Source organism: Streptomyces sp. AC558_RSS880, from assembly GCF_019049255.1.
GTDB lineage: Bacteria > Actinomycetota > Actinomycetes > Streptomycetales > Streptomycetaceae > Streptomyces.
Genome location: NZ_JAGMUJ010000013.1, coordinates 1 through 22,278, shown reverse-complemented (window position 1 = coordinate 22,278; position 22,278 = coordinate 1). Strand labels below are relative to the sequence as shown.

Sequence of the window (22,278 nt, the reverse complement as noted above, 5' to 3'; positions counted from 1 at the left end):
GAACGCGAGGGCAACGCGCGGGCAGTGACGCTGCCCGGCCAGCCAATGTCAACTCCCCTGTAACGGTGGGTCCTTAATGTGGCGAGCCGCCTCTCGCGCACCCCCACCCCGTGATCGCCTCACCTTGCATTCCTTACCCCCCACCGACTCATGAAACAGGTAGCCCCATGCTCCACGTAGAAGAGAACAGATCTGCCTCGTCCGACACCGCACCCCGTGACTTCGTCCGGGCCGGCTCGGCCCTCCGCAGCTCTCGCTCCGAGCGCCCGACCCGAATGACCCTGGCCGTCTACGCCGCCGACCCCGTGCTGCGCGTGGGCGTCGTCCAGCAGTTGCGGCACCGCCCCGAGATCGACCTGGTCGACGCCGACGACGCCGACTCGGCCCAGGTGTCCCTGGTGGTGGTCGACACCGTCGACGACGACGTGGCCGCCCTGCTCAACCGGCTGCGGCACAACAGCGCCACCCGCACCGGCCTGGTGATAGGCACCCTCGGGGCCGGCGGGCTGCAACGCGTCATCGAGTGCGGTGTGGCGGCCGTGCTGCGCCGCGCCGAGGCCGATCAGGACCAGCTGCTGCGCCTGGTCCTGGCGACGGGCAACGGCGAGGGAATGCTGCCCGGCGACCTGCTCGGCGAACTGCTCAACCACGTCGGCAGCCTCCAGCGCTCCGCGCTCGACCCCGGCGCCCTGTCCCTGTCCACCCTCACCACGCGCGAGGCGGACATGCTGCGCCTGGTGTCGGAGGGACTGGACACGGCGGAGATAGCCCGCAAGACCTCGTACTCCGAACGCACCGTGAAGAACGTCCTGCACGAGGTCATCACCCGGCTGCAACTGCGCAACCGGGCGCACGCCGTGGGCTACGCGCTGCGCAACGGGCTGATCTGAGGCCCGCCGGGCGACCCCGTCGACGACGCCGGGGAACCCCGCGCTGCCCGAAAGCACACCCCGTGCTTCCCCCGGATGCGGCCCCACCGCCCTGCCGCCGTGCGCGCGGCCGGTGCACGGTGGCGAGGGCACATCCAGATGCCGCACCAGACTGCGAAGGGGACCGTGATGGAAACCGCTGGCTCCGGCGGGCGGTACCGCCTGGGGAGACTCGGCATGTCGCTGCTGCTGGTCATCCCCCTCCTCGGGGTGACGGCGGCGGCCGGTCCGGGCAGCGCCGAGCCGCAGGCGACGGCCGCGGCGGACGCCGCCCAGACCCGGATCGCGTACGCCGGTACCGGGCACCGCAGTCTCGGCCAGGCCACCACCACCACCTCCAGCACCGCACTGCCCGACGAGGATCCGGCCTCCTCCGACGAGGGTCCGGCCCACTACGACGTGCAGCCGTCCGCCCTCGGCGACCAATTGGTCTTCGCCAGCCGCCGCGACGAGAAGAACCCGCAGATCTACCTGCGGGCCGCCGACGGTTCGGTACGGCGGCTCACCACCGGCATGGACGCGGCGCACCCCCAACTGACGTTCGACGGGCGGTTCGTGGTGTTCGACGCGGCCGAGCCCGCCGCGGGCGGCGGGACGCAGCGCGACCTGTGGCTGGTGCGCACCGACGGCACCGTCGGCACCGGTCTGACCCCGCTGACCAACACCCCGAACGCCGACGAGGAGGACCCGACGGTCTCCCCCGACGGGAAGCGCATCGCGTACGCCTCCGACGTCGACTCGTCGGCCGGCCGGCAGATCTACGTACGGGACCTGTACGACGGCATCGCCACCCGGATCACCGACCCCGCGAACGGCACCGCCTCCGAACCGGCGTGGAACCCGGTCGACGACGACGTCAACCGCGACTGGATCGCGTACACCGTCACCACGACCGAGGACGGGAAGTCCGTGCGCCGGTTGCGGATCACGAACCGGACGGTCGACGAGCCGCCCACGAACGGGACGGTCGACGAGCCGCTGTTCGGGGGCGCGAGGGCCGGCTGGCGTGCCCACGGGGCAGCGTGGCTGCCCGACGGGGACGGTCTGGTGTTCCTCAGCCCCGAGACCACCTGTGAGTGCGAGGGCGACTGGGACCACGTGTTCCGGTCCACCGCCCACTCCGACCGGGTCCCCTCGCTGGTGCTCAACGAGAACCGGGACGTCCTCTCGCCCACCTGGCTCGGCCCCCTCGACGGCGGCAAAGCGGTGGTCGAGCGCACCTCCGCGGCCGGCCCGCACGTGGTGACGCTCCAGGACGCCCGGGCGGACGGCTCCGACCCCCGCGACCTGGGGCTGACGATCCTCAACGAGGATCCGGAGGCCGACACCAACATCGACGCCGCCAAGGACCCGCTGTTCGATCCCGGGTCCGGCTACGACCCGTGGACCGAACGGCAGAGCTACACGCCCGACGGCCGCCGGATCGTCGTCACCCGCTTCGAGACCAACGCCGCCGGCCAACGGATCCAGCGGATCTGGACGGTGGACGCCGACGGCTCCAACCCGGCGCCCATGGAGCTCGAGGGACGCGCCGACACGGACTGGGACACCGACCCGGCGTTCTCCCCGGACGGCAAGTACCTCGCCTTCACCCGGACCTCGCCCGGCGGCGTCGGCGGAGACAGCCACATCCTCATCGCGGACGTCGCCAGCGGCGAGATCATCGGCAAGGTCGTCCCGCCGGACGGAGAGCTCACCGGCCGGGACGCCCAGCCCACCTGGTCCCCCGACGGCACCACCCTGGCCTTCACCCGCGCCGAGGAGATCAACGGGGTCGGCGGCAACAAGCACGTGTGGACCGTGTCGGTGGACGACCTGTCCCAGCAGGACGGCCTGTCCCAGCAGGACGACCTGAGCAAGGAGAACTGCCCGGACGACTGCGAGGTCATCGACGACAGCCCTGCGTTCTCCCCGGACGGCCGCGGCATCGCCTTCAACCGCAAGAACGGCGCCGGCCTGATCGATGAGGAGAACGGCATCCTGCTGACCTCCCTGACCGGCGACACCTGCCGGGTCCTGCTGCCGACCGCCGCCCGCGGCCTGCCCGGCGCCTGCGGCCGGGAGCTGCCGGACACCTCGGTCACCGGCCCGCACCAGCCCCGCGACGCCGCCTGGACCGCCGACGGCAAGGGGCTCGTGTTCAGCTCCCGCGCCGCGGTCGCGGTCAACAGCCCCGAGAAGCTGAACCTCCTCGACATCGCCTCCGGTGACATCACCGCGCTCACCGGCGACCTCGCGGGCCGGCAGAAGGAACCCGCCGTCCAGCAGTCCGTGGACCTCGCCGTCCGGGTACCCGGCACCGCCCCGCGGGTCACCGTCGGCGACACCACCACGGTCACCGTCGAGGTGGTCAACAACGGCCCCGCCGCCTCCCCCGGCACCCGTCTGACCATCGCCCCGCCGGCCGGCGTGCAGGTCACCCGGATCAGTTGGTCCGGCGACCCCTGCGACGCGGCCTCCCTCCAGTGCGACCTCGACGTGGTGGAGCCCGGCAGCACCGTCCCGGTGGACGTCACGCTCACCGGAGTCGTCCCCGGCGACGCGCCGGTCGACTGGCTGGTCACCGGTACGGTCATCGACCCGCAGCCCAGCGACAACGCGGGCCGGACCGTGGTGCCGGTGGCCGAGGCCACGCCGACGCCCACGCCCACACCTACGCCGACTCCGACGCCCACACCGCCCGCGCCCCCGACTCCCACGCCGCCCGCGACCCCGACCCCGACGCCGACTCCCACGGTGCCTCCGGAGCCGGAGGAGCCCGAGGCCGGTCCCGGGGTGCGGGTCACCGCCCAGCCGAACCCCGGCTACGTCGGCGGGCGCGTCGTGGTGACGTACACCGTCCGCAACGGCCGCAACGCGCTCGCCACCGGACTGCGGCTGCGCATCGGCCTGCCCGCCGGCCTGCCCAACAGCGGGCGCCCGGCCGGCTGCGACCGGAGCTGGGTGTGCGCGCTGCCCGACCTCACGCCGGGCGCGAGCACTGTCGTACGGGTCGTGCTCAGCCCGGACAAGGCGATGACCGGCCAGGTCACCGGCGTGCTCACCACCACCGGCACGGACGCCGACAAGAACGACAACACCGCCCGGCAGCGGCTGCGCGTCCTCCAGCCGCGCATCGTCGCGGTGCCGGAGATCGGCAAGCCCGGCTTCGTCACCTCCGTGCGCGGCAAGGACTTCCCGCCGGGAGCGCCGGTGCGGTTCAAGTGGAAGCCGGGGATCACCGCGGCGGCGGCGCCGACCGTCCCGCTGGCGAACGGCACGTTCACCGGCCAGCTGCTCATCCTCGCCAAGGACCAGACCGGACCGCGCGTCATCACGGCCAGCGGCCCCGGATTCTCCCCGGTGAAGACCGACTTCCTGGTCGTCAGCGGCAGCGTGCAGCCGCCGGACGAGGTGACCCGCCGGTGATCCACGAGGTCGACGAGGGGCTGCGCCGGCTGCTCGCCGGGAGCGGGCTTGAGGCGTCGGGCGTCGACGTGGTCTTCGACGCCCCCACCCGGGACTGGGCGGCGCGGCGCAGCGCCCCGACCGTCTGCGTCTTCCTGTACGACATCCGGGAGGACGCCCTGCGGCGCGGCACCGGCGCCGGGGAGGTGTACGACGAGGACGGACACCTCGTCGCCCGGCGCTCCCCGCCGCGCTGGTTCCAGCTGACGTACCTCGTCACGGCGTGGGCGAGCCGTCCGCAGGACGAGCACCGGCTGCTGTCCCAGGTGCTCGGCACCCTGGTGGCCCACGACGTGCTGCCCTCGGGGCTGCTCACCGGCTCGCTCGCCGAACTCGGCCTGACCGTGGGCCTGGACACCGCCGGGACCGGGATGGACGCCCCGGCCGCCGCCGACGTGTGGTCGGCGCTCGGCGGGGAGCTGAAGGCGTCCCTCGGGGTCCAGGTACGGGCACCGCTCGCCGGAGTGACCAAAGCCGTCGCGCCGCCGGTCACCGAGGGCCTCGTCGTGCGCTCCGCCGCCGCGCGCGAGGGCGCGGAGGCGAGCCCGGGACGCCGGCTGCGCTACACGGAGGCGAGCGACCCGGGCCCGGACGGCTTCACCGGCCCGCGCGAACGCCCGCCGGCCCCGGCCCGACGCCGCCGCAAGGGAGACCGCCAGCCGTGACACACACCGTGGAACCCGCGCTCGACGACGACCACGTCGGGGGAGGGGACGGCGGAACCGGCCGGGACGGTGACGCCGATGCCCCCTTCGCCGGTCCCGACGCCCTCTGGGTGCGGCTCGGGGCGGTCGAGAGGCGGGTGCGGGAGGCCGTGGCGGTGCGGCGGGACGCCGATCCGGATCCCGACGACCCCTACCGCGGCCAGTACCTCACACCGGAGGCGGTGGCGCGGATCCTGGACGAGCCGGGCGGGCTCGACATGCCCGCGCGGGAACCCTGGCAGCCGCCGGACCGCTCCGTCCTCGGCACGCTCGCCCGGCGGTTCGGGCTGTCGCCGCTCGACCTGGACCTGCTGCTGGTCGCCCTGGCGCCCGATCTGGACGCACGGTTCGAGCGGCTCTACGGCTACCTCAACGACGACCTGACACGCCGTCGGCCCACGGTCGGACTCGCGCTGGAGCTGTGCGGGCTCGGCGGCGCGTCGCCCGCCCGGTTCCGCCTCGCCCCCGGGGCCCCGCTGATCGAGGGCGGTCTGGTGGAGGTCACCGAACCGGAACGGCCCCCGCTCTCCCGCGCCCTGGTGGTCCCCGACCGGGTCACCGGCCACCTCCTGGGCGACACACGGCCCGACGCCCGGCTCACCGGTGTGCTCGACGAGGTCCGGGAGGACCCCACCGCCGAGACCGCCGAGGTCCACCGGGCGGCGGCCGCGGCCGGGACCGGGGTCGGCCTCGTCCATCTGCGCAGCCGGGGCGGCGACGCCGAGGGACTGGCCACCGCGGCCCTGCGCCTGGCCGGCCTGCGCCCGCTCGTCCTGGACACGGCGGCGCTCGCCCGGCGCCCGGCCGACGTGCCGGCGCTGGCCCGGGTGATCGCCCTCGAAGCCCGCCTGACCGGCGCCGGTGTGGTGCTCGGCCCGCTGGCGGCACTGCCCGGCGAACCCGCCGAACGGGCCCGCACGCTCAGCGCGCTCTGCGCCGGACTGCGGGGCATCCCCCTGTTCACGCACGGCACGACGGGCTGGGACCCGGTCTGGGCGGCCGACACCCCCGTCGTCCTGACCGTCCCGGCCCCCTCACCCGAACGCCAGGCCGCCCGCTGGCGGCACGCGCTCACCCGGGCAGCCGGCGCGGCCGGGGACCTCGGCGGTGCCTCCGCCGACGCCGTTCCGGTCGGTGACGTCGAGGAGCTCGCGCAAGCCGTCGCCGCGCACCGGCTGGACGCCGGACAGTTGCGCCGGGCCGCCGACGCGGCGGTGCGCACGGCCGCCCTCGACGGCCGTCCCGTCGGGCCGGACGACCTGCGCGTCGCCGTACGCGCCCAGAACGGTGCGGGACTGGACCGGCTCGCCCGGCGGCTGGAGCCGGGCGTCGGCTGGGACGACCTGGTGCTGCCGCCCACCACCCACCGGCGGCTGCGGGAACTGGCGCTGCGCGCCCGCCACCGCGAGCAGGTGCTCGGGCAGTGGGGGATGCGGCCCGGCGGCGGCCGGGGGCGCGGCGTCATCGCGCTGTTCGCCGGCGAGTCCGGCACCGGCAAGACCATGTCCGCGGAGGTCGTCGCCGCGGACCTGGGCATGGACCTGTACGTGGTGGACCTGTCCACGGTGGTGGACAAGTACATCGGGGAGACCGAGAAGAACCTGGAGCGCATCTTCACCGAGGCGTCGGCGGTCAACGCGGTGCTGCTCTTCGACGAGGCCGACGCGATCTTCGGCAAGCGCTCGGAGGTGAAGGACGCGCACGACCGGCACGCCAACATCGAGTCGGCGTACCTGCTCCAGCGCATGGAGTCGTTCGACGGGATCGCGGTGCTGACCACCAACCTGCGGGCCAACCTGGACGAGGCGTTCACCCGTCGCCTGGACGTGGTGGCGGACTTCCCGATGCCGGACACCGGCCAGCGCCTCGCCCTGTGGGAGCGGTGCCTGGGCGACCGGCTGCCCCGGGCCGACGACCTCGACCTCGCCTTCTGCGCGGACCGCTTCGAACTGGCCGGCGGCTCGATCCGGGCCTGCGCGGTCACCGCGGCCTACCTCGCCGCGGAGTCCGGCGAACCGCTCACCATGCGGCAGACGGTGACCGCGATAGCGCAGGAGTACCGCAAACTCGGACGCCTGGTCCTGGAGAGCGAGTTCGGGCCGTACTTGGCGGAGGCCACCGGCGCCTGAGCGGGTGCCCGGGAGTGCCGCGTCCCGCGGGGAGCCCGCCCGAGCGGGCAGCGAACTCCGTCCCCGCGGACAGCGTCCGTGCCCCCGTACGGCACCGTTCCCGGACGACGCCGCCGTTAGGGTCGAACCGTGAGCCGACCGGGCGATGGGCGGCCTCCGCGCCGCTGAACACGCCGACCACGAGCGGAAGGAGCCGGCAACGGTGCACTCCCCCAAGAAGCCCGAGGAGTCCGAGCGGCGCAGGCCCGGCGGCAGTACCGCCACGGCCGCACCGGGGTTCCGTCCCGGTGCGAACGCGCCGAGCCCCACGGCCCTGGTCGGTCTGCAGCGCACGGTGGGCAACGCGGCCGTGGCCCGCATGGTCGAGGAGGAGCGGCACGCCCACGGGGACTGCTCCGGCGCCCACCCGGACCGGCAGGCCGGGCAGCCCGCGGTGCAGCGCTCGTCGGTGCACGCCGTCCTGCGCTCCGCCGGACGGCCGCTGGACGAACCGGTGCGGACCGAGATGGAGGCCCGCCTCGGCGCGGACTTCTCGGACGTGCGGCTGCACACCGGCGCGGCGGCCCGCGCCTCCGCCACCGAGATCGGCGCCCGCGCCTACACCTCCGGCAGCCATGTCGTCGTCGGCGAGGGCGGGACGGACCGGCACACCCTGGCCCACGAGCTCACCCATGTCATCCAGCAGCGCAAGGGTCCGGTCGCCGGAACCGATCACGGCAACGGGCTGAAGATCTCCGACCCGTCGGACCGGTTCGAACGGGAGGCGGAGGCGAACGCGACCCGCGCCCTCGCGACACCGCTCGCCCCGGCGCGGGCGTCCGCGGCGGAGCACGGCGCCGCGGCCCCCGCGTCCGCCGACGCCGTGCAGCGGGCGCCCAAGAAGCGGGACAGCACCGCCGCCGACCTGAAGGGGAGCAGCCCGCCGCCGCAGCGCCGCAACACGCGGGCAAGCATGAAGCCACCGCCCGATCTCGACCATCCGACCCTGACGTTCACCTCCTCCTACACGGGACCGGCGACCCAACGGCTCGACGCCGACCAGGACATCGGATTCACCCAGGCCGCCACGCTGCACAACCCGGACAACGCGCCCCAGCGCGTCTCCACCAACTACCACTTCTGGCAGGAGGTCACCGACAAGAACGTGCAGATCATCCCCACCAAGGACGGCCGCCGCGAGGAGCGGTCCTCCCGGGACTGGGAGCAGGACGGCCCGTACAGGCCGCGCTACACCAACTCGGTCATCATGGACGGGCAGAACGCCATCACCTTCAACGACGACCCGGGCTTCAGCACGTTTGCGAAGATGAGCGCCGGATACTGGCTGAAGTCCTACAGCGTGAGCTTCCGCTGGAAGGTGGCGGAGAACACGGGGACCTGGAACCCCGAGATGCCCGCCTGGACCAGCCCGATCGTCAAGCACACCCTGACCTCGGTCTTCGACCCCGACAACCCGGACACCCCGGCGCCGATCAGCGCCCGGGCCGCAGGCGACAAGTCGTGGACGGTCGACCTGACGAACGTGAGGAGGAGGGAGCCTGCCGAGTCCTGATGACCGTGCCGTGCCGTGCCGTCCCGTCGCACACATCGCGGCAGCTCCTCATCCGGATGCCCGTGCGGTCCGACGGGGCGTCCAGGCCCGTACGGGCAGTGCGGGGGCAGGGGCGGGTGACGTCCGGACGGTCAGCGGGGGGCGCCCGGAAAGGCAGACGTCTTGCCCCCGGGCAGGTCCACACGTCCCTGCCGCCCCGCCCGGTGCGCCGCGCAGACTCGGCCTGGACACAGGTGACCGCAAGGACGTTAAGGAGCGAGCATGCCGACGTACCTCACCCCGGGCGTGTACGTGGAGGAGGTGCAGTCCGGTGCCCGGCCGATCGAAGGGGTCGGCACGGCCGTCGCCGCGTTCGTCGGCTTCGCCGAGAAGGGCCCGTTCCACGCGCCGACGCTGGTCACCAGCTGGGACCAGTACTCCCAGCTGTTCGGCGGCTTCACCGAGGGCACCTATCTGGCCCACGCGGTCTACGGGTACTTCGCCAACGGCGGCGGCGCCGCGTACGTGGTGCGCATCGGCGGGTCCGCCGAGGACACCTCCGCCCCGGCGGCGGGCAACGGCCGGCCGCGCGGGGTCGGCAGGGCCGTGCAGCCGGTGGAGCTCGGCGGCTTCCTGATCGCGGCCAGGCCGGGCGTGACCGGGGTGTCGGTGGAGATCGCCGACGCGGACGGCGAGAACCCGCCGGAGGACCGCTTCAAGGTCCTGGTCCGCCGCGGCGACCAGGTGGTGGAGACCTACGAGGCCTCCACCCGCAAGAACGTCAAGGGATACCTGGTCACCCAGGCCCGCGCCTCCGAGCTGATCGAGGTCACCGAGCAGCGCGGCGCCGGCCAGACCAAGCCCGCCGCGCAGACCGTGGCGGTCCCCGACGCCCCGGGCGCGCCGGCCGTGAACGGCTCCGGCGAGCCGGCCCGCATCGACCCCGCCGAGTACGTCGGCGACGCGGCGGCCCGCACCGGGTTCGGCGGCCTGGAGACCATCGACGAGATCACCATGGTCGCGGTGCCGGACCTGATGGGCGCCTACCAGCGCGGTGACATCGACGCCGAGGGCGTGCGCACCGTGCAGCTCGCCGTCATCTCGCACTGCGAGCAGATGGGCGACCGGGTGGCCGTGCTCGACGCCCCGCCCGGGATGTCCGCCCAGCAGGTGCGCACCTGGCGCAACGACGAGGCGGGCTACGACTCCCGCTACGCCACCCTGTACTACCCGTGGGTGCGGGTCTTCGACCCGGCCCTCGGACGCAACACCACCGTCCCGCCGAGCGGTCACGTCGCCGGTGTGTGGGCGCGCAGCGACGCCGAGCGCGGTGTGCACAAGGCGCCCGCCAACGAGGTGATCCGCGGCGCGGTCGACCTGGAGCTGCGGCTCAGCAAGGGCGAGCAGGACCTGCTCAACCCGATCGGCGTGAACTGCATCCGGGCCTTCCCCGGCCGCGGCATCCGGATCTGGGGCGCCCGCACCCTCTCCTCCGACCCGGCCTGGCGCTACCTGAACGTGCGCCGTCTGTTCAACTACCTCGAAGAGTCCATCCTGCTCGGCACCCAGTGGGTGGTGTTCGAGCCGAACGACGACCGCCTGTGGTCGAGCATCCGGCGCAACGTCACCGCGTTCCTCCAGGAGGAGTGGCGCCGGGGCGCGCTGTTCGGCCGGACCGCCGCCGAGGCGTTCTACGTGAAGTGCGACCGCGACAACAACCCGCAGGAGTCCATCGACCAGGGCCGGGTCGTCTGCGAGATCGGCGTCGCGCCGGTCAAGCCCGCGGAGTTCGTGGTGTTCCGGCTGGCCCAGTTCTCCGACACCACCAGCCTCATCGACGAGTGACCCGCGGGTCCGCAAGGGAAGGTTGACAGACAGACATGGCAACGGGCGACGCTCTTTCCACCCACGTCTTCGGCGTGCAGCTCGGCGGGTACCTGGTCGAATCGATCCAGGAGATCAGCGGGTTCACCGTCGAGGAGGATGTCGTCGAGGTCAAGCAGGTGACCTCGGAGGGCAAGCAGATCATCCGCAAGCAGCCGGGTGCCCGGCAGGCCGGCGAGATCACGATCACCCGGGGACTCGACCAGAGCAGCGAGTTCACCAACTGGATCAAGGAGACCCTGAACAACGGGGCCGTCAACTCCGCGCGCCAGAACCTCACGATCGAGATCAAGGACACCGAGGGCACCACGGTCCGCCGGATCCAGCTGCTGCAGGGCTGGGCCTCCAAGTGGGAGGGCCCGTCCCTGAAGGCGGGCGAGTCCTCCCCGGCCACCGAGTCCGTCACGATCGTGTTCGAGGAGATCGTCGTCGAATGAGGCGTCGTACGGTCACGGCGGGCAACCTGGAGGAGCTCCTCCAGGCGACGGCGCCCGCCCAGGCGTCGGAGCAGGCGGCGGCCACCCCGGCCGCCGCCGCCCCGCCGCGCCGGGAGGACCACGGACTGCGCACCGAGTTCGAGTTCGAGCTGCCGCGCGGCTACGTGGACGACGAGGGCACGGTGCACCGGCACGGCACGATGCGCCTGGCCACCGCCCGCGACGAACTGCGGCCCCAGATCGATCTGCGGGTCAAGGAGAACCCGGCGTACCTGAGCGTGGTGCTGCTGAGCCAGGTGATCACCCAGCTCGGCTCGATCACCGATGTGCACGCCGGGGTCGTGGAGCGGATGTACGCCACCGACGTCGCCTTCCTCCAGGACTTCTACCGCCGCATCAACAGCGAGGGCCACACCCGCGCGGCGGTGACCTGTCCGCACTGCGAGGGCGGCTTCGAGGTCGACCTCTCGGGTGGGCGCCTGGGGGAATCGTGACGTACGCGCTTCCCCGGCTCCGGGAGGAGATCGCGTACGTCGCCTACCACTTCCACTGGCAGCGCGAGGAGATCCTCGACCTGACCCACGGCGAACGCCAGCAGTGGGTGGCCGAGATCGCCCGTATCAACACCCGCATGAACGAAGGCGGTTGAACACATGGCATGGCGGGACAGGCTGCGCCGCCGGGCCGCGGGGCCGTCGGCGGGCGGCCGGTCCGGCGCGTCCGGCGCGGGCGTGGACCGGGGCGCGAACGGCGTCCCGGCCGCTGCCGTGCCCGGCGACGGCCCGGGTCCCGCCGTGCCCGGTGGTTCCGGTCCCGCCGTGCCCGCCGACTGGGACGGCGGCTGGCGCCGCACCGCCGCGCCACAACTCACCGTCTCCCGCGCCCCGCTGGGCGTGAGTGACGGCCTCTCCTTCCGCTCGGGTCTCGCCGCCTGGCAGAACCCGTCCTTCGACAGCGGCCTCGGCCACGCCCTGCTGCCCGACGCCCCGACCGGCCTGGTGCGGGGGGTCACGCGTCCGGCCGCCCCGCAGGCCACCGGCACCGGCGGGGGGCCACTGCTGCTCCGTGCGGTACGGACGGAGGGGGACGGCCCGCAGGGCGGTGCGCCGGACGCGGTGCGGCCGGACGCGGTGCGTTCGGATACGGCGCGTGCGGGCACGGCGCGTGCGGACGGCGCGGCGTCGGCCACGCCGGTCGCGCGCCGGACGCGCTCGTCCGGTTCGGCGTCATCGGGTTCCGGGTCTTCGGGCTCTGGGTCCTCAGGTTCGGTGTCTTCGGGGTCGACGTCCTCGGGTTCCGGGTCTTCGGGTTCGGCGTCCTCGGGTTCGGCGTCTTCCGGTTCCGGGGTCTCCGGTCCCAAGCCGTCCGGCCCGGCATCCTCCGGTCCGGGGACGTCCCACGGCGGCTCAGGCGGTGCGCGGGCGGCGGGCACGGGTTCCGGGGCGGAGACCGTGGTGGCCCGTTCCGCCGACGGCACCGACAGCGGTTCCGGTACGGGGAGGCCGGGCGGCGCCCCGCGGACCCGCGGCATCACGTCCACGACGTCCCCCGCCGTGCTCTCCTCGTCGGCTCCCGCTGTGCAGCGGGCCGTGACACCGGGCAGCACCCCGGTCGTGGCCCCCTCCGATTCCGGCGGCCGCCCGTCGACCACTCCGCCGATTCCGCTCGTACGCCGTGTCTCCGTGGTCCCCGGTGCGTCCGCCGGGGGAGCCGGTGCCCGGCCCGCTTCCGGCGCCTCCTCCTCTTCCTCGCGGACACCCTCCGGGGGGCACGGTGCGAACCCCGGGTCCGCGTCCGGGCCGTCCGTACAGCGCACCGTCACGGGGGCGTCGCCCGAACGGAGCGGCGGCCGACCGGAGGCGTCCCGGGCCCCCGATGCCGAGGCGTCCCGCCCGGTCGCCCGGCCGCGGCCGGTGGGGCCCCGGCTGACCGTCGCCCGCCGCGTGGCCGTGCCCGTACGCCGTGTACCCGCCCTGCGCCCCGCCACCGCCACCGCCACCGCCACTGCCACCGCCCCTGCGCCGGGCGACGCCACGACCTCCGACCCATCCGGCTCGGCCGCCCCCGCCCCGACCGCACCGGCCGGTCCGCAGGCACCCTCGGCCGCCCCCGTCCAACGCGCGGGCGGCCGGCCGCCACTGGGCGCCCCGCTCACCGAACTGCCGCACACGGCGACACCGTTGGCGAAGGACGCTCCCGCCGTACCCGCCACGGGGCCCGCTTCCGGCCCCACGCTTCCCGTCGTCCAGCGCCAGGCCGAGGACACGGCCGGCACCTCGTCCGCCGGCGGTGTGCGGGGGACAGCCCCGAGCACCGGCCCCGACAGCCCTGCCTCGGACCCGAGTCCCGTTCCCCGGCGATCCGGTGCCCGCGCCCGCGGCGGTCTGGGCGCGCCCCTGCCCGCGCTGCCCCTCAGCGCCGACCTTCCCGGCGCCACCGCGTCCGGCGCCCGGGCCCCCCGTACGACGTCCGGCGCCCGGACGCCCGCGGAGACGTCCCCGGCACGGGGAGGGGGCGCGGCGGACGCCCCGCTGCTGGGGACCGTCGGTGTCCAGCGCAGCCTCACGGATCACTCCGCCACACCGAGCACGCCGAACACGCCGAGCACCCCGTCACCCGGTCCCGCGGGTTCTCACGGCAGCGGGCCGGCCACGCCGCTGGTGACGCCGGCTCCGGCCGCCGCGTCCCCGGGTCCGGCACCGGAAGGCCCGGCCGGGAACGCCGTACGCCCCACGTCGGCGTCGGCGGCGTCGGCCGGACCGGGCCCGGGTCCCGTCGTCGCCCGTGCCATGAGCCCTGCCGCAGGCGCGACCCCCACGGGCGCCCGCACCACGGCCGGGAGCACGGCAAGCGCAGGCTCCACGGCCGGCGCAGGGTCTACGGCCAGTGGCCCGGGGGCCACCCGTCCCGCGGCCAGGAGCACCGCGGCGGCCCGGCCCGCCGCCACAACCACTCCCCGCGCCACCCCTCGCCCCCGCACCCTCGCGCTGCTCCCCGCCCGCCCGCTCAGCCTCAACACCCGGGCCCCCGAAGGCGCGGCACCGGCGGCCGCGTCCCGCACCGGCGGCGGCCGTCCCGTCGTGGCCGCGCGCTGGACCACGGCCCCGGCCGCCTCCGGCGCCGGCCCCGCAGCGCCCACCGGCGCGCCCACGCGCCCGGCGCCTGCCCCGTCCCCGGGTTCCCCGGCGACCCCGCCGCACGTCCAGCGGGCCGTGACGACGCACCGGCCGCAGGACCCGGGTGTGCGGCGACCCGACCCTGCGGTACGGGCCGGCGGACCGGTCGGCCCTCGGAGCACCGGTACCGGCCCTCGGAGCACCGGTACCGGCCCTCGGGGCACCGGTGCCGGCCGGCGCGTCCCCGTCGTCAAGCCCGAGCCGCCCCGCACGGCGCCCGGTACGGCGGCCGCCCCCGCACCGGCGCGGTCCCTCCCCGTGACCGCCCTCCAGACGGCACCCCTCGCCCACGGCCCGTCGGCCACGACGGCACCGGCGCCGGTGGGACCCGTCCCCGTGGTCCGCCCGAGGACCGTGACGCCAAGGCCGGCGGCAGGCGGCGGAACCGGCCGCGCGACGACCCCGGTCCAGCGCGACGCCTCCCCCGCCGGTGACCTCGCCGTGGCCAAGGGCGTACCGGTCAAGGCCGTACCGGCCAAGTCGGGCTCGGAACGCGCCCGTTCGTCGTCGGTCTCCGCCGCCGGCGACCTCGCGGTTCCCGAGGGCCACGGCAGGGGCGCGAACCGGTCGGCCGATTCCCCGCAGAACCCCGGTGCCGACCTGGACGACCTGGCGCGCCGCCTGATCGACCCGCTGGCCCGCCTGCTCCGTGCCGAACTGCGGCGCGGCCGGGAACGTACGGGCCGCCCCTACGACGGACGCCGCTGAGGGCACGGCACGGAACGGATGACGGACTGATGACGGACAACATCTTCGCGAGCAGCGTGTTCTTCCAGCTCACGATCGGCGGCAACGACCTGGGCGCCTTCAACACCTGCTCCGGCATGGGCGCCGAGGTGGAGATCGAGAGCTATGCGGAGGGCGGCAACAACGGCTTCTCCTGGCAGCTGCCCGGCCGCGTGACCTGGTCGAACATCACACTCACCCGGCCGGTCACCGCCGACACGGCGAAGATCGGCCGCTGGCTGGACGAGACGCTGAAGCGGGTGCAGCCCAAGGACGGCGAGATCGTGGCGCTGAGGCCGAACCTCAGCCGGATCATCAGCTGGCAGGTGTTCGGGATCGTGCCGGTGCGCTGGCAGGGCCCGTCCTTCGACCCCAACGACTCGCAGGCCGCGGTGGAGACCCTGGAGATCGCCTACGAGGGGCTGCGCCCCTCCTGACCCGGCCCCGCCGACCGCCCGCCCCACCCGCACCCGCCCCGGAAAGGAAGTCCCGGCATGTCCACAGTGTTCCGCTCCAGTCGGGCCAGGGCCCAGCTGACGCTGAAGGAGCCCCCGGCCTCCGTCGGAGCGAAGCCGGGCGGGACGATCGCGCAGCTGAACCTCCAGTTCAACCCCTCCACCCTGCAGTTGCAGAAGACCACCGAGTGGCGGCGCACCCCGTCCCGGATGGCGGGGCAGTCGGCGCTGCCCGAGTTCGTCGGCAGCGGCCCGCGCACGCTGAGCCTCGAAGTGTTCCTGGACGCCACCGCCAAGCACGACAACTCGGTGGAGCAGGCGGTGGAGAAGCTGATGAAGGGGTGCGTGCCGACCCCGGCGAGCATCAGCCGCAAGAAGCCGGCCAGTCCGTGGGTGCGGTTCGAGTGGGGCACCGCGCGCACGACCTCGTTCGACGGGGTGCTCTCCAGCCTGTCGGTGTCGTACACGCTGTTCGACGTGGACGGGAAGCCGCTGCGGGCCACCTGCCAGCTGTCGATCGAGGAGGCGAGCGTCGACCCGGCGGGCCAGAACCCGACCTCCGGCGCCCGCACCGCCCGCAGCACGCACACCGTCGTGGCGGGCGACAGCCTGGCCCTGCTGGCCTGGCGGGAGTACGGCGACGCGACGGCCTGGCGGGTCATCGCGGAGGCGAACGGGATCGACGATCCGATGGCCCTCGTGCCCGGCACCGAACTGGTGGTGCCGGGGCTGCGGGACGCGGACGGTGAGGAGGAGCAGTGAGCACTGCCGTGGAACGGGGCGGCCGGTCCTTCGCGGCGGACCCGATCGTGGAGACGCCCGGCGAACTCCCGCAGATCTGGGCCGCCCAGCTGGTGAGCTGCGTGGTGGACGAGAACGTGGGCCTGCCGGACGCGGCGGTGCTCACCTTCCGCGATCCCGACCACGAGTTCCTCCAGAAGACCGGCATCACCATCGGCACCCCGCTGAAGGTGTCGGTGGAGACGGTGTCCGGGCAGGCGCGCGAGCGGCTGTTCAGCGGCGAGGTGACGGCCCTGGAGCTGGACCGGGACCGCACCGGCTCGTTCACGGTGGTGCGCGCCTACTCCAAGGCGCACCGCCTCCAGCGCGGCCGGAAGGTGGTGGCGTACCGGAACATGACGGCGGCGGCCATCGTCCGCAAGGTGGCCGCCGGGGCGGGCCTGACCTGCGGCACCGTGCAGGCCGCGCCGGTCACCTACAAGCAGCTGTCGCAGGCGAACGTGTCCGACTGGGACTTCCTCCAGTTCCTGGCCGCCGAGAGCGGCGCGCAGGTGCGCGTCGACGACAAGGGCCTGCTCCAGTTCACCAAGCCGGAGAAGGCCTCCGGCGCGCCCTCGCCGTCCACGTCGGCCACCCGGAACCCGATGGTGCTGGAGTACGGGCGGAACCTGCTGGCGCTGCGGGCCTCCCTGTCGGCCGCGGACGGGGCGCAGCAGGTGGAGGTGCGCGGCTGGGACGTCACCACGAAGCGGCCGCTGGTGGCCGCCCGGCCCTCGGTGGACAGCGACGCGGTGGTGCCGGGACTGAGCCCGGCGCTCGCCGCCCGGTTCGGCAAGGCGAAGCTGACGGTCACCGACACCCCGTACCGCACCCAGGCCGAGACGAAGGCGGTCGCGGACGCGGTGGCGGATCAGGTGAGCGCGGGGTTCGGCGAGCTGGAGGTGCTGGCCGAGGGCAACCCGAAACTGCGGGCGGGCAAGCCCGTGGCGCTCGGCAACGTGGGGCAGGCCTTCACCGGCAAGTACACGGCGACGGCGGTGCAGCACGTCCTCGAACCGAACGGCGGATACCGTACGACGGTGTGGGTGAGCGCCAGCCCGGACCGCTCCCTGACCGGCCTGGTCACCGGCGCCAACGCGCCCTCCCGCGGCCCGCGCATCCCCGGTCTCGCGATCGGCGTGGTGACCGACGTGCGCGAGCCCGGCGGTGCCGAGAACGGCGCCGTGAAGCTCAAGTTCCCCTGGCTGGACGACACGTACGTCACCGACTGGGTGCGCACCGTGCAGTGGGGCGGCAAGGGCGGCGGGGGAGTGGTGAGCCCCGAGGTCAACGACGAGGTCCTGGTCGGCTTCGAACAGGGCCTGCTGGACAGCCCGTACGTCATCGGAGGGCTCTACAACGGCGTGGACAAGCCCTCGCCGCACGACGTGCCGCTGATTGACAAGACCACCGGGAAGGTCAACCGCCGTTCCGTCGTGTCGCGTTCGGGGCACCGGGTGGAGCTGCTGGACGCGCGGGCGCCCGGCCGCTCGGGGGTGCGGCTGATGACCGCCGACGAGCACATGGAGGTGTTCCTCGACGACCGCCGGGACCGGATCGAGCTGACGGTGTACTCCGGCAAGGGCGGGGCCCGGCAGCCCCTCAGCTCCGTCGTGCTCGACAAGAAGGGCATCACCCTGGACGCGGGACGGGGGGACGTGAGCGTGTCCGGCCGCAACGTGGACATCCAGGGCCGGGTCGACGTGAAGATCGGCGGCCGCAACGTGAACGTCACCGGAAGCTCGGGCGTCACCGTCGACGGCGGTCTGCTCGGCGTCCTCAAGGCCAAGCTCATCCGGATCAACTGACCCCGTCCCCCGTCCCCCGTCCCCCGTCCCTCGTCCGCCGACCCCGACATCCTCCAAGGAGCACCGCATGCCAGCCGCAGCCCGTACCGGTGACCCCACCGACCACGGCGGCCGGATCACCACCCCGCCACCCGCCGCCGCGCGGGCGGTGGCGACCGTCCTGATCGGCGGCCGCCCCGCCGCCGTCGTGGGCAGCCTGCACGTCTGTGTGATGCCCCAGCACGCGGTCATGGGGCCCGCCAACGTGATCCTGCCCAACCCGGCCGGGATCACCTCGGGACAGGTCCTCATCGGCGGGCTGCCGGCCGCGCGGGTACGCGACCGGACGGCGTGCGGCGCGACGGTCCTGCCCGGCGCCCTGAACGTCGTGATCGGCGGTGTGGTGTGAGCGAACGGTTCGTCGGCCGCGGCTGGGGGTTCCCGCTGCGGGTCGGGCCCACCGGCGGGATCGCCCTGGTCGAACGGGAACGGGAGATCGAGGAGGCGATCCGGCTGGTGCTCGGCACCGCGCCCGGCGAGCGCCCCATGCGCCCGGAGTTCGGCTGCGGCATCCACGACTACGTCTTCGCCCCCGGCGACGGCGCCACCGCCGGACGCATCGCGCAGCAGGTGCGCGAGGCCCTGGAGCGGTGGGAGCCGCGGATCGCGGTGGACGACGTGGTGGTCGCCTTCGACGCGGTCGAGGACGGCACCCTCTACATCGACGTGCACTACACCCTGCGATCCACCAACGACCGGCGCAACCTGGTCTTTCCCTTCTACACGATCCCCTCCGAGGAGGGGGCCGAGGAAGCGGGCGCGGACTGATGGCCCTGCCCTCCCCGAACCTGGACGACCGGCGGTTCCAGCAACTCGTCGACGAGGCCAAGCGGTACGTGCAGCAGCGTGCCCCGGAGTGGACCGACCACAACGTCTCCGACCCGGGCGTCACCCTGATCGAGACGTTCGCCTACCTCGTGGACCAGCTGCTGTACCGGCTGAACCGGGTCCCGGACAAGAACTACACCGCGTTCCTGGACCTGTTGGGCATCCAGCTGTTCCCGCCGACCGCGGCCGGCGCCGACGTCGACTTCTGGCTCTCGGCGCCGCAGCCCGACACGGTCGCGCTGCCCCCGGGCACCGAGGTGACCACCGCGCGCGGCGAGTCCGACGAGCCCGTGGTCTTCACCACCACCGACGAACTGCGCATCCTGCCGAGCGAGTTGATCCGCCTGGTCACCGCGCCGAAGACGGGCGAGCAGAGCGACCGGACCGGCATGCTCGCCGACGGCCTCGACATCCCCTGCTTCCAGACGAGGCCCGAGCCCGGCGACGCGCTGCTGTTCGGCCTGCCGACGGCGGTGCCGCGCTGCATCGTCGCGGTGCGCCTGGACAGCCGCGTCGAGGGCATCGGCGTGGACCCGCGCCAGCCCCCGCTGGTGTGGGAGGCCTGGGACGGCGGCGGCTGGCAGCCGTGCGAGACCGGCGACGACACCACCGGCGGCCTGAACCGGCCCGGCGAGGTCATCGTGTACGTGCCGGCCGGGCACACGGCGTCGGTGATCGGCGGCACCCGGGCCGGCTGGCTGCGCTGCCGGGTCACCGAGGCGGAGCCGGGCCAGCCGTTCTACTCGGAGTCCCCGACGGTGCGCGAGGCGGCGGTGTTCACCGTCGGCGGCACCATGTCCGTCGAGCACGCCGAGACCGTGACCGACGTGCCGCTCGGCACCTCGGAGGGGGTCGCCGGACAGACCTTCCGGCTCGGCCGCCCGCCGGTCCTCCTGGACGCCGGGCCGCCCGTGGTGGAGGTCTCCTCCGACGAGGGGTGGCAGCGCTGGGAGGTGGTGGAGCACTTCGGCCGCTCCGGGCCCGCCGACCGGCACGTCCGGGTGGACGCCACCACCGGCGAGTTCCTCTTCCCCCCGGCGCTGCGCGAACCCGACGGCACGCTGCGGCAGTGCGGCGCGGTGCCGCCGAAGGGCGCGCGGATACGGGTGGCCCGCTACCGCACCGGCGGCGGCCCCGCGGGCAACGTGGCCCGCGGCGCGATCTCCGTGCTGCTCAGCTCCGTGCCGTACATCGCCCAGGTCGTCAACCGGGAGGCGGCGCGCGGCGGGGTGGCCGGGGAGACCGTCGAGAACGCCAGGCGGCGCGCGCCGGAGGCACTGCGCATGCAGGACCGCGCGGTGACCGCCGAGGACTACGAGATCATCAGCCGTCAGGCCGCGCCCTCGGTGCGCCGGGTGCGCTGTCTGCCGGCCGCGGACGCGCCGGGCGCGGTACGGGTCCTGGTGGTGCCGGACGCGGTGGCCGACGAGGGCGACGACCGGCTGCGCTTCGAGCAGCTGATCCCCTCGGACCAGGTGCTCGCGGCGATCACCGCGAGCCTCGACGAACGGCGGCTGATCGGCACCCGGCTCGTGGTGGAGCCGCCGGTCTACCAGGGCGTCACCGTGGTGGCCCGGCTCTCGGCGGCCCCCGGCGACACCGACCGGGTCCGCGACGCCGCGCTCGACGCGCTCTTCGGCCACCTCAACCCGCTCGTCGGCGGCCCGGACGGCACCGGCTGGCCCTTCGGGCGGCCCGTCCAGTACGGCGAGATCTTCGGCGTCCTGCAACGCGCCACCGGCAACGCGCTGGTCGAGGAGATCCGGCTGTTCCCCGCCGACCCCGTCACCGGCCGCCGCGGCGCCCCCACGGACCGCATCGACCTGTCCGCGGGCGCGCTGGTCTTCTCGTACCAGCACCAGGTGGTCGTGACGGCGGTCGGGGCGGAGGGCCGGGGATGAGCCGGGCCGCGATACCCGGTCTGCCGAGCAGGTACCCGATCGGCGGTCAACTGCCCGCGCTGTACGCCGACGACGACTTCGCGCAGCGGTTCACCGCCGGGCTCGACACCGTCCTCGCCCCGGTGTTCTCGACCCTCGACAACCTGCCCGCCTATCTCGACCCCCGGGTGACACCGGTCGACTTCCTGGTCTGGCTGGCGTCCTGGGTGGGTGCCGGGGACGACCCGCAGTGGCCGGTGGAGCGGCGCCGCGAGGCCGTCGTCCGCGCGGTGGAGCTGCACCGGTGGCGCGGCACCCGGCGAGGGCTGGTCGAGGCCCTGCGGCTCGCGCTCGGCGTGCACGCCGACGTGACCGGCGACGGCGGTGCGGTGTGGTCGCGCACCGCCGGATCCGGCCTGCCGCCGGAACCGGCCGCCGAGGCGCTGGTCCGGGTCTGGCCGGCCGGCGGCACACCGGTGGACGTGGACAGGGTCCACGAGATCGTCCGGGCCATGTGTCCGGTGCACACGGCGTTCCGGGTGGAGGTCCTGTCCGGCCCGCCCGCCGAGGAAGGGAGCTGACGCATGCGCGCATGTCCCGCGTGCGGGGCGTCCAACGGCCCCGCGGACGACTTCTGCGGCAACTGCGGCACGTACTTGGGCTGGTCGGACACACCGCCCGCGACGAGCCGCGCCACGACACCGACGGCACCGACGGCACCGGCGTCGGCGGCTCCGGCGGCTCCGGCGGCCACGGAGCCTGCGGACCCTCCGGCCGGCTCGGTGCCTGCGGACCCTCCGGCCGGCTCGGCACCTCCGGCGGGCCCGGAGTCCTCGGCTGCCCCGGGGCGGCCGGCTGCCCCGGCGGGTCCGGGCCGTCCGACCGCTCGTCCGACTGCCGCGGAGCCCGAGGCGGACCCGGCCCCCACCGACCTCTCAGCGGCCGTCCCGGCGCTCCCCGCACTCCCCGCGTCCATGGACCCCCCGGCCGTCCCGGCGCCCCCGGCCCTCCCGGACGTCACCTCGCCGGAGGCGTCCGCGGCAGCCCTCTCGGAGGGCGGGCCCCTGTCGGCTGCGCGTGCCCTCGGAGCGTCGCTGCGCTCCCGGCTCACGGGCCGTGTGCTTGACGAGGCGAGCGTCCCGGACATCCCGGCCGCCCCTGCGGACCTCTTGGCCGCGGCTGCCCCGGAAAGCCCGGCCACGGATACCGCGGCCTCCCGTGCCGACGCCGATGACAGGTCAGACGCCGACGACAGGCCCGACGCCGACGACAGAACCGGTACCGACGACAGGCCCGGCACCGATCAAGGGCCCGGCACCGCCGAGGGCCACGGCACCGCCCCCGCCCACCCGGTGACCGCAAGCCCTCCGCCCCCCTCCGCGCCCGGCGCTTCCCGCACCGGCTCCCCGGCTCCCGTGCCCGGCGAGGTGCCCGCGGCCCCCTCGCCGGAGGCGCCCGCGGCCTCCTCGTCACCCCCCGCGGCAGCCGCTCCCCCCGTTTCCCCGACCGCTCCCCGGCCCCCCGC

The 22,278-nt window shown here is 74.6% G+C and carries 17 protein-coding genes; all 17 read left to right on the top strand.

The annotated features are described in order from the left end of the window. The first annotated feature begins 167 nt into the window (after positions 1-167). The 17 genes from KUM38_RS04875 to KUM38_RS04795 all read left to right on the top strand — a co-directional run bounded on the left by KUM38_RS04875 (position 168) and on the right by KUM38_RS04795 (position 21,334). Positions 168-890 (top strand): LuxR C-terminal-related transcriptional regulator, encoded by a 723-nt coding sequence (locus KUM38_RS04875; protein ID WP_366816051.1) that lies wholly within the window; start codon positions 168-170, stop codon positions 888-890. Between the two features lie 168 nt (positions 891-1,058). After that, entirely contained in the window at positions 1,059-4,337 is a 3,279-nt protein-coding gene (locus KUM38_RS04870; protein WP_217128028.1) for a DUF11 domain-containing protein, read from the top strand. Continuing rightward, on the top strand, positions 4,334-5,041 hold the full coding sequence (locus KUM38_RS04865; protein WP_217128027.1) for a DUF4255 domain-containing protein: 708 nt from the start codon (positions 4,334-4,336) through the stop codon (positions 5,039-5,041). The genes KUM38_RS04870 and KUM38_RS04865 overlap by 4 nt, the downstream gene beginning before the upstream one ends. Positions 5,042-5,151: 110 nt before the next feature. Then, positions 5,152-7,209 carry an ATP-binding protein gene (locus KUM38_RS04860; RefSeq protein WP_308408909.1) on the top strand — a complete coding sequence of 686 codons (2,058 nt, stop codon included), beginning with the start codon at positions 5,152-5,154 and terminating at the stop codon, positions 7,207-7,209. Positions 7,210-7,354: 145 nt separating this feature from the next. After that, complete coding sequence (locus KUM38_RS04855; RefSeq protein ID WP_217128026.1) at positions 7,355-8,761, top strand: DUF4157 domain-containing protein; 1,407 nt, start codon at positions 7,355-7,357, stop codon at positions 8,759-8,761. Between the two features lie 261 nt (positions 8,762-9,022). After that, positions 9,023-10,585 (top strand): phage tail sheath family protein, encoded by a 1,563-nt coding sequence (locus tag KUM38_RS04850; RefSeq protein ID WP_217128025.1) that lies wholly within the window; start codon positions 9,023-9,025, stop codon positions 10,583-10,585. A 35-nt stretch (positions 10,586-10,620) separates the two neighbouring features. Further along, complete coding sequence (locus KUM38_RS04845) at positions 10,621-11,061, top strand: phage tail protein (protein ID WP_217128024.1); 441 nt, start codon at positions 10,621-10,623, stop codon at positions 11,059-11,061. After that, on the top strand, positions 11,058-11,555 hold the full coding sequence (locus tag KUM38_RS04840) for a zinc-ribbon domain-containing protein (protein WP_217128023.1): 498 nt from the start codon (positions 11,058-11,060) through the stop codon (positions 11,553-11,555). The genes KUM38_RS04845 and KUM38_RS04840 overlap by 4 nt, the downstream gene beginning before the upstream one ends. Continuing rightward, a complete protein-coding gene (locus tag KUM38_RS04835; protein WP_217128022.1) occupies positions 11,552-11,710 on the top strand; it encodes a DUF6760 family protein in 159 nt (52 codons plus the stop codon). The genes KUM38_RS04840 and KUM38_RS04835 overlap by 4 nt, the downstream gene beginning before the upstream one ends. Before the next feature lie 4 nt (positions 11,711-11,714). Beyond that, positions 11,715-14,945: a hypothetical protein gene (locus tag KUM38_RS04830; RefSeq protein WP_217128021.1), complete on the top strand. Its 3,231-nt coding sequence runs from the start codon at positions 11,715-11,717 to the stop codon at positions 14,943-14,945. 29 nt (positions 14,946-14,974) lie between these two features. Continuing rightward, on the top strand, positions 14,975-15,400 hold the full coding sequence (locus KUM38_RS04825; RefSeq protein ID WP_217128020.1) for a phage tail protein: 426 nt from the start codon (positions 14,975-14,977) through the stop codon (positions 15,398-15,400). 57 nt (positions 15,401-15,457) lie between these two features. Next, complete coding sequence (locus KUM38_RS04820; protein WP_217128019.1) at positions 15,458-16,180, top strand: LysM peptidoglycan-binding domain-containing protein; 723 nt, start codon at positions 15,458-15,460, stop codon at positions 16,178-16,180. Beyond that, entirely contained in the window at positions 16,177-18,006 is a 1,830-nt protein-coding gene (locus KUM38_RS04815) for a VgrG-related protein (protein ID WP_308408900.1), read from the top strand. The genes KUM38_RS04820 and KUM38_RS04815 overlap by 4 nt, the downstream gene beginning before the upstream one ends. 67 nt (positions 18,007-18,073) lie before the next feature. Continuing rightward, on the top strand, positions 18,074-18,394 hold the full coding sequence (locus KUM38_RS04810) for a PAAR domain-containing protein (protein ID WP_217128018.1): 321 nt from the start codon (positions 18,074-18,076) through the stop codon (positions 18,392-18,394). Then, positions 18,391-18,813 (top strand): GPW/gp25 family protein, encoded by a 423-nt coding sequence (locus KUM38_RS04805; protein ID WP_217128017.1) that lies wholly within the window; start codon positions 18,391-18,393, stop codon positions 18,811-18,813. Before KUM38_RS04810 ends, KUM38_RS04805 begins: the two co-directional genes overlap by 4 nt. Beyond that, on the top strand, positions 18,813-20,774 hold the full coding sequence (locus tag KUM38_RS04800; RefSeq protein ID WP_217128016.1) for a putative baseplate assembly protein: 1,962 nt from the start codon (positions 18,813-18,815) through the stop codon (positions 20,772-20,774). Before KUM38_RS04805 ends, KUM38_RS04800 begins: the two co-directional genes overlap by 1 nt. Further along, positions 20,771-21,334: a phage tail protein gene (locus tag KUM38_RS04795; protein ID WP_217128015.1), complete on the top strand. Its 564-nt coding sequence runs from the start codon at positions 20,771-20,773 to the stop codon at positions 21,332-21,334. The genes KUM38_RS04800 and KUM38_RS04795 overlap by 4 nt, the downstream gene beginning before the upstream one ends. Positions 21,335-22,278: the final 944 nt, after the last annotated feature.

What these genes read in the sequence shown, in the direction of transcription:
- KUM38_RS04870 (WP_217128028.1), top strand. Translation starts at nt 1,059, where the DNA reads ATGGAAACCGCTGGCTCCGGCGGGCGGTACCGCCTGGGGAGACTCGGC.
- KUM38_RS04830 (WP_217128021.1), top strand. Translation starts at nt 11,715, where the DNA reads ATGGCATGGCGGGACAGGCTGCGCCGCCGGGCCGCGGGGCCGTCGGCG.
- KUM38_RS04825 (WP_217128020.1), top strand. Translation starts at nt 14,975, where the DNA reads ATGACGGACAACATCTTCGCGAGCAGCGTGTTCTTCCAGCTCACGATC.
- KUM38_RS04795 (WP_217128015.1), top strand. Translation starts at nt 20,771, where the DNA reads ATGAGCCGGGCCGCGATACCCGGTCTGCCGAGCAGGTACCCGATCGGC.
- KUM38_RS04840 (WP_217128023.1), top strand. Translation starts at nt 11,058, where the DNA reads ATGAGGCGTCGTACGGTCACGGCGGGCAACCTGGAGGAGCTCCTCCAG.
- KUM38_RS04800 (WP_217128016.1), top strand. Translation starts at nt 18,813, where the DNA reads ATGGCCCTGCCCTCCCCGAACCTGGACGACCGGCGGTTCCAGCAACTC.
- KUM38_RS04820 (WP_217128019.1), top strand. Translation starts at nt 15,458, where the DNA reads ATGTCCACAGTGTTCCGCTCCAGTCGGGCCAGGGCCCAGCTGACGCTG.
- KUM38_RS04855 (WP_217128026.1), top strand. Translation starts at nt 7,355, where the DNA reads ATGGGCGGCCTCCGCGCCGCTGAACACGCCGACCACGAGCGGAAGGAG.
- KUM38_RS04875 (WP_366816051.1), top strand. Translation starts at nt 168, where the DNA reads ATGCTCCACGTAGAAGAGAACAGATCTGCCTCGTCCGACACCGCACCC.
- KUM38_RS04850 (WP_217128025.1), top strand. Translation starts at nt 9,023, where the DNA reads ATGCCGACGTACCTCACCCCGGGCGTGTACGTGGAGGAGGTGCAGTCC.
- KUM38_RS04845 (WP_217128024.1), top strand. Translation starts at nt 10,621, where the DNA reads ATGGCAACGGGCGACGCTCTTTCCACCCACGTCTTCGGCGTGCAGCTC.
- KUM38_RS04810 (WP_217128018.1), top strand. Translation starts at nt 18,074, where the DNA reads ATGCCAGCCGCAGCCCGTACCGGTGACCCCACCGACCACGGCGGCCGG.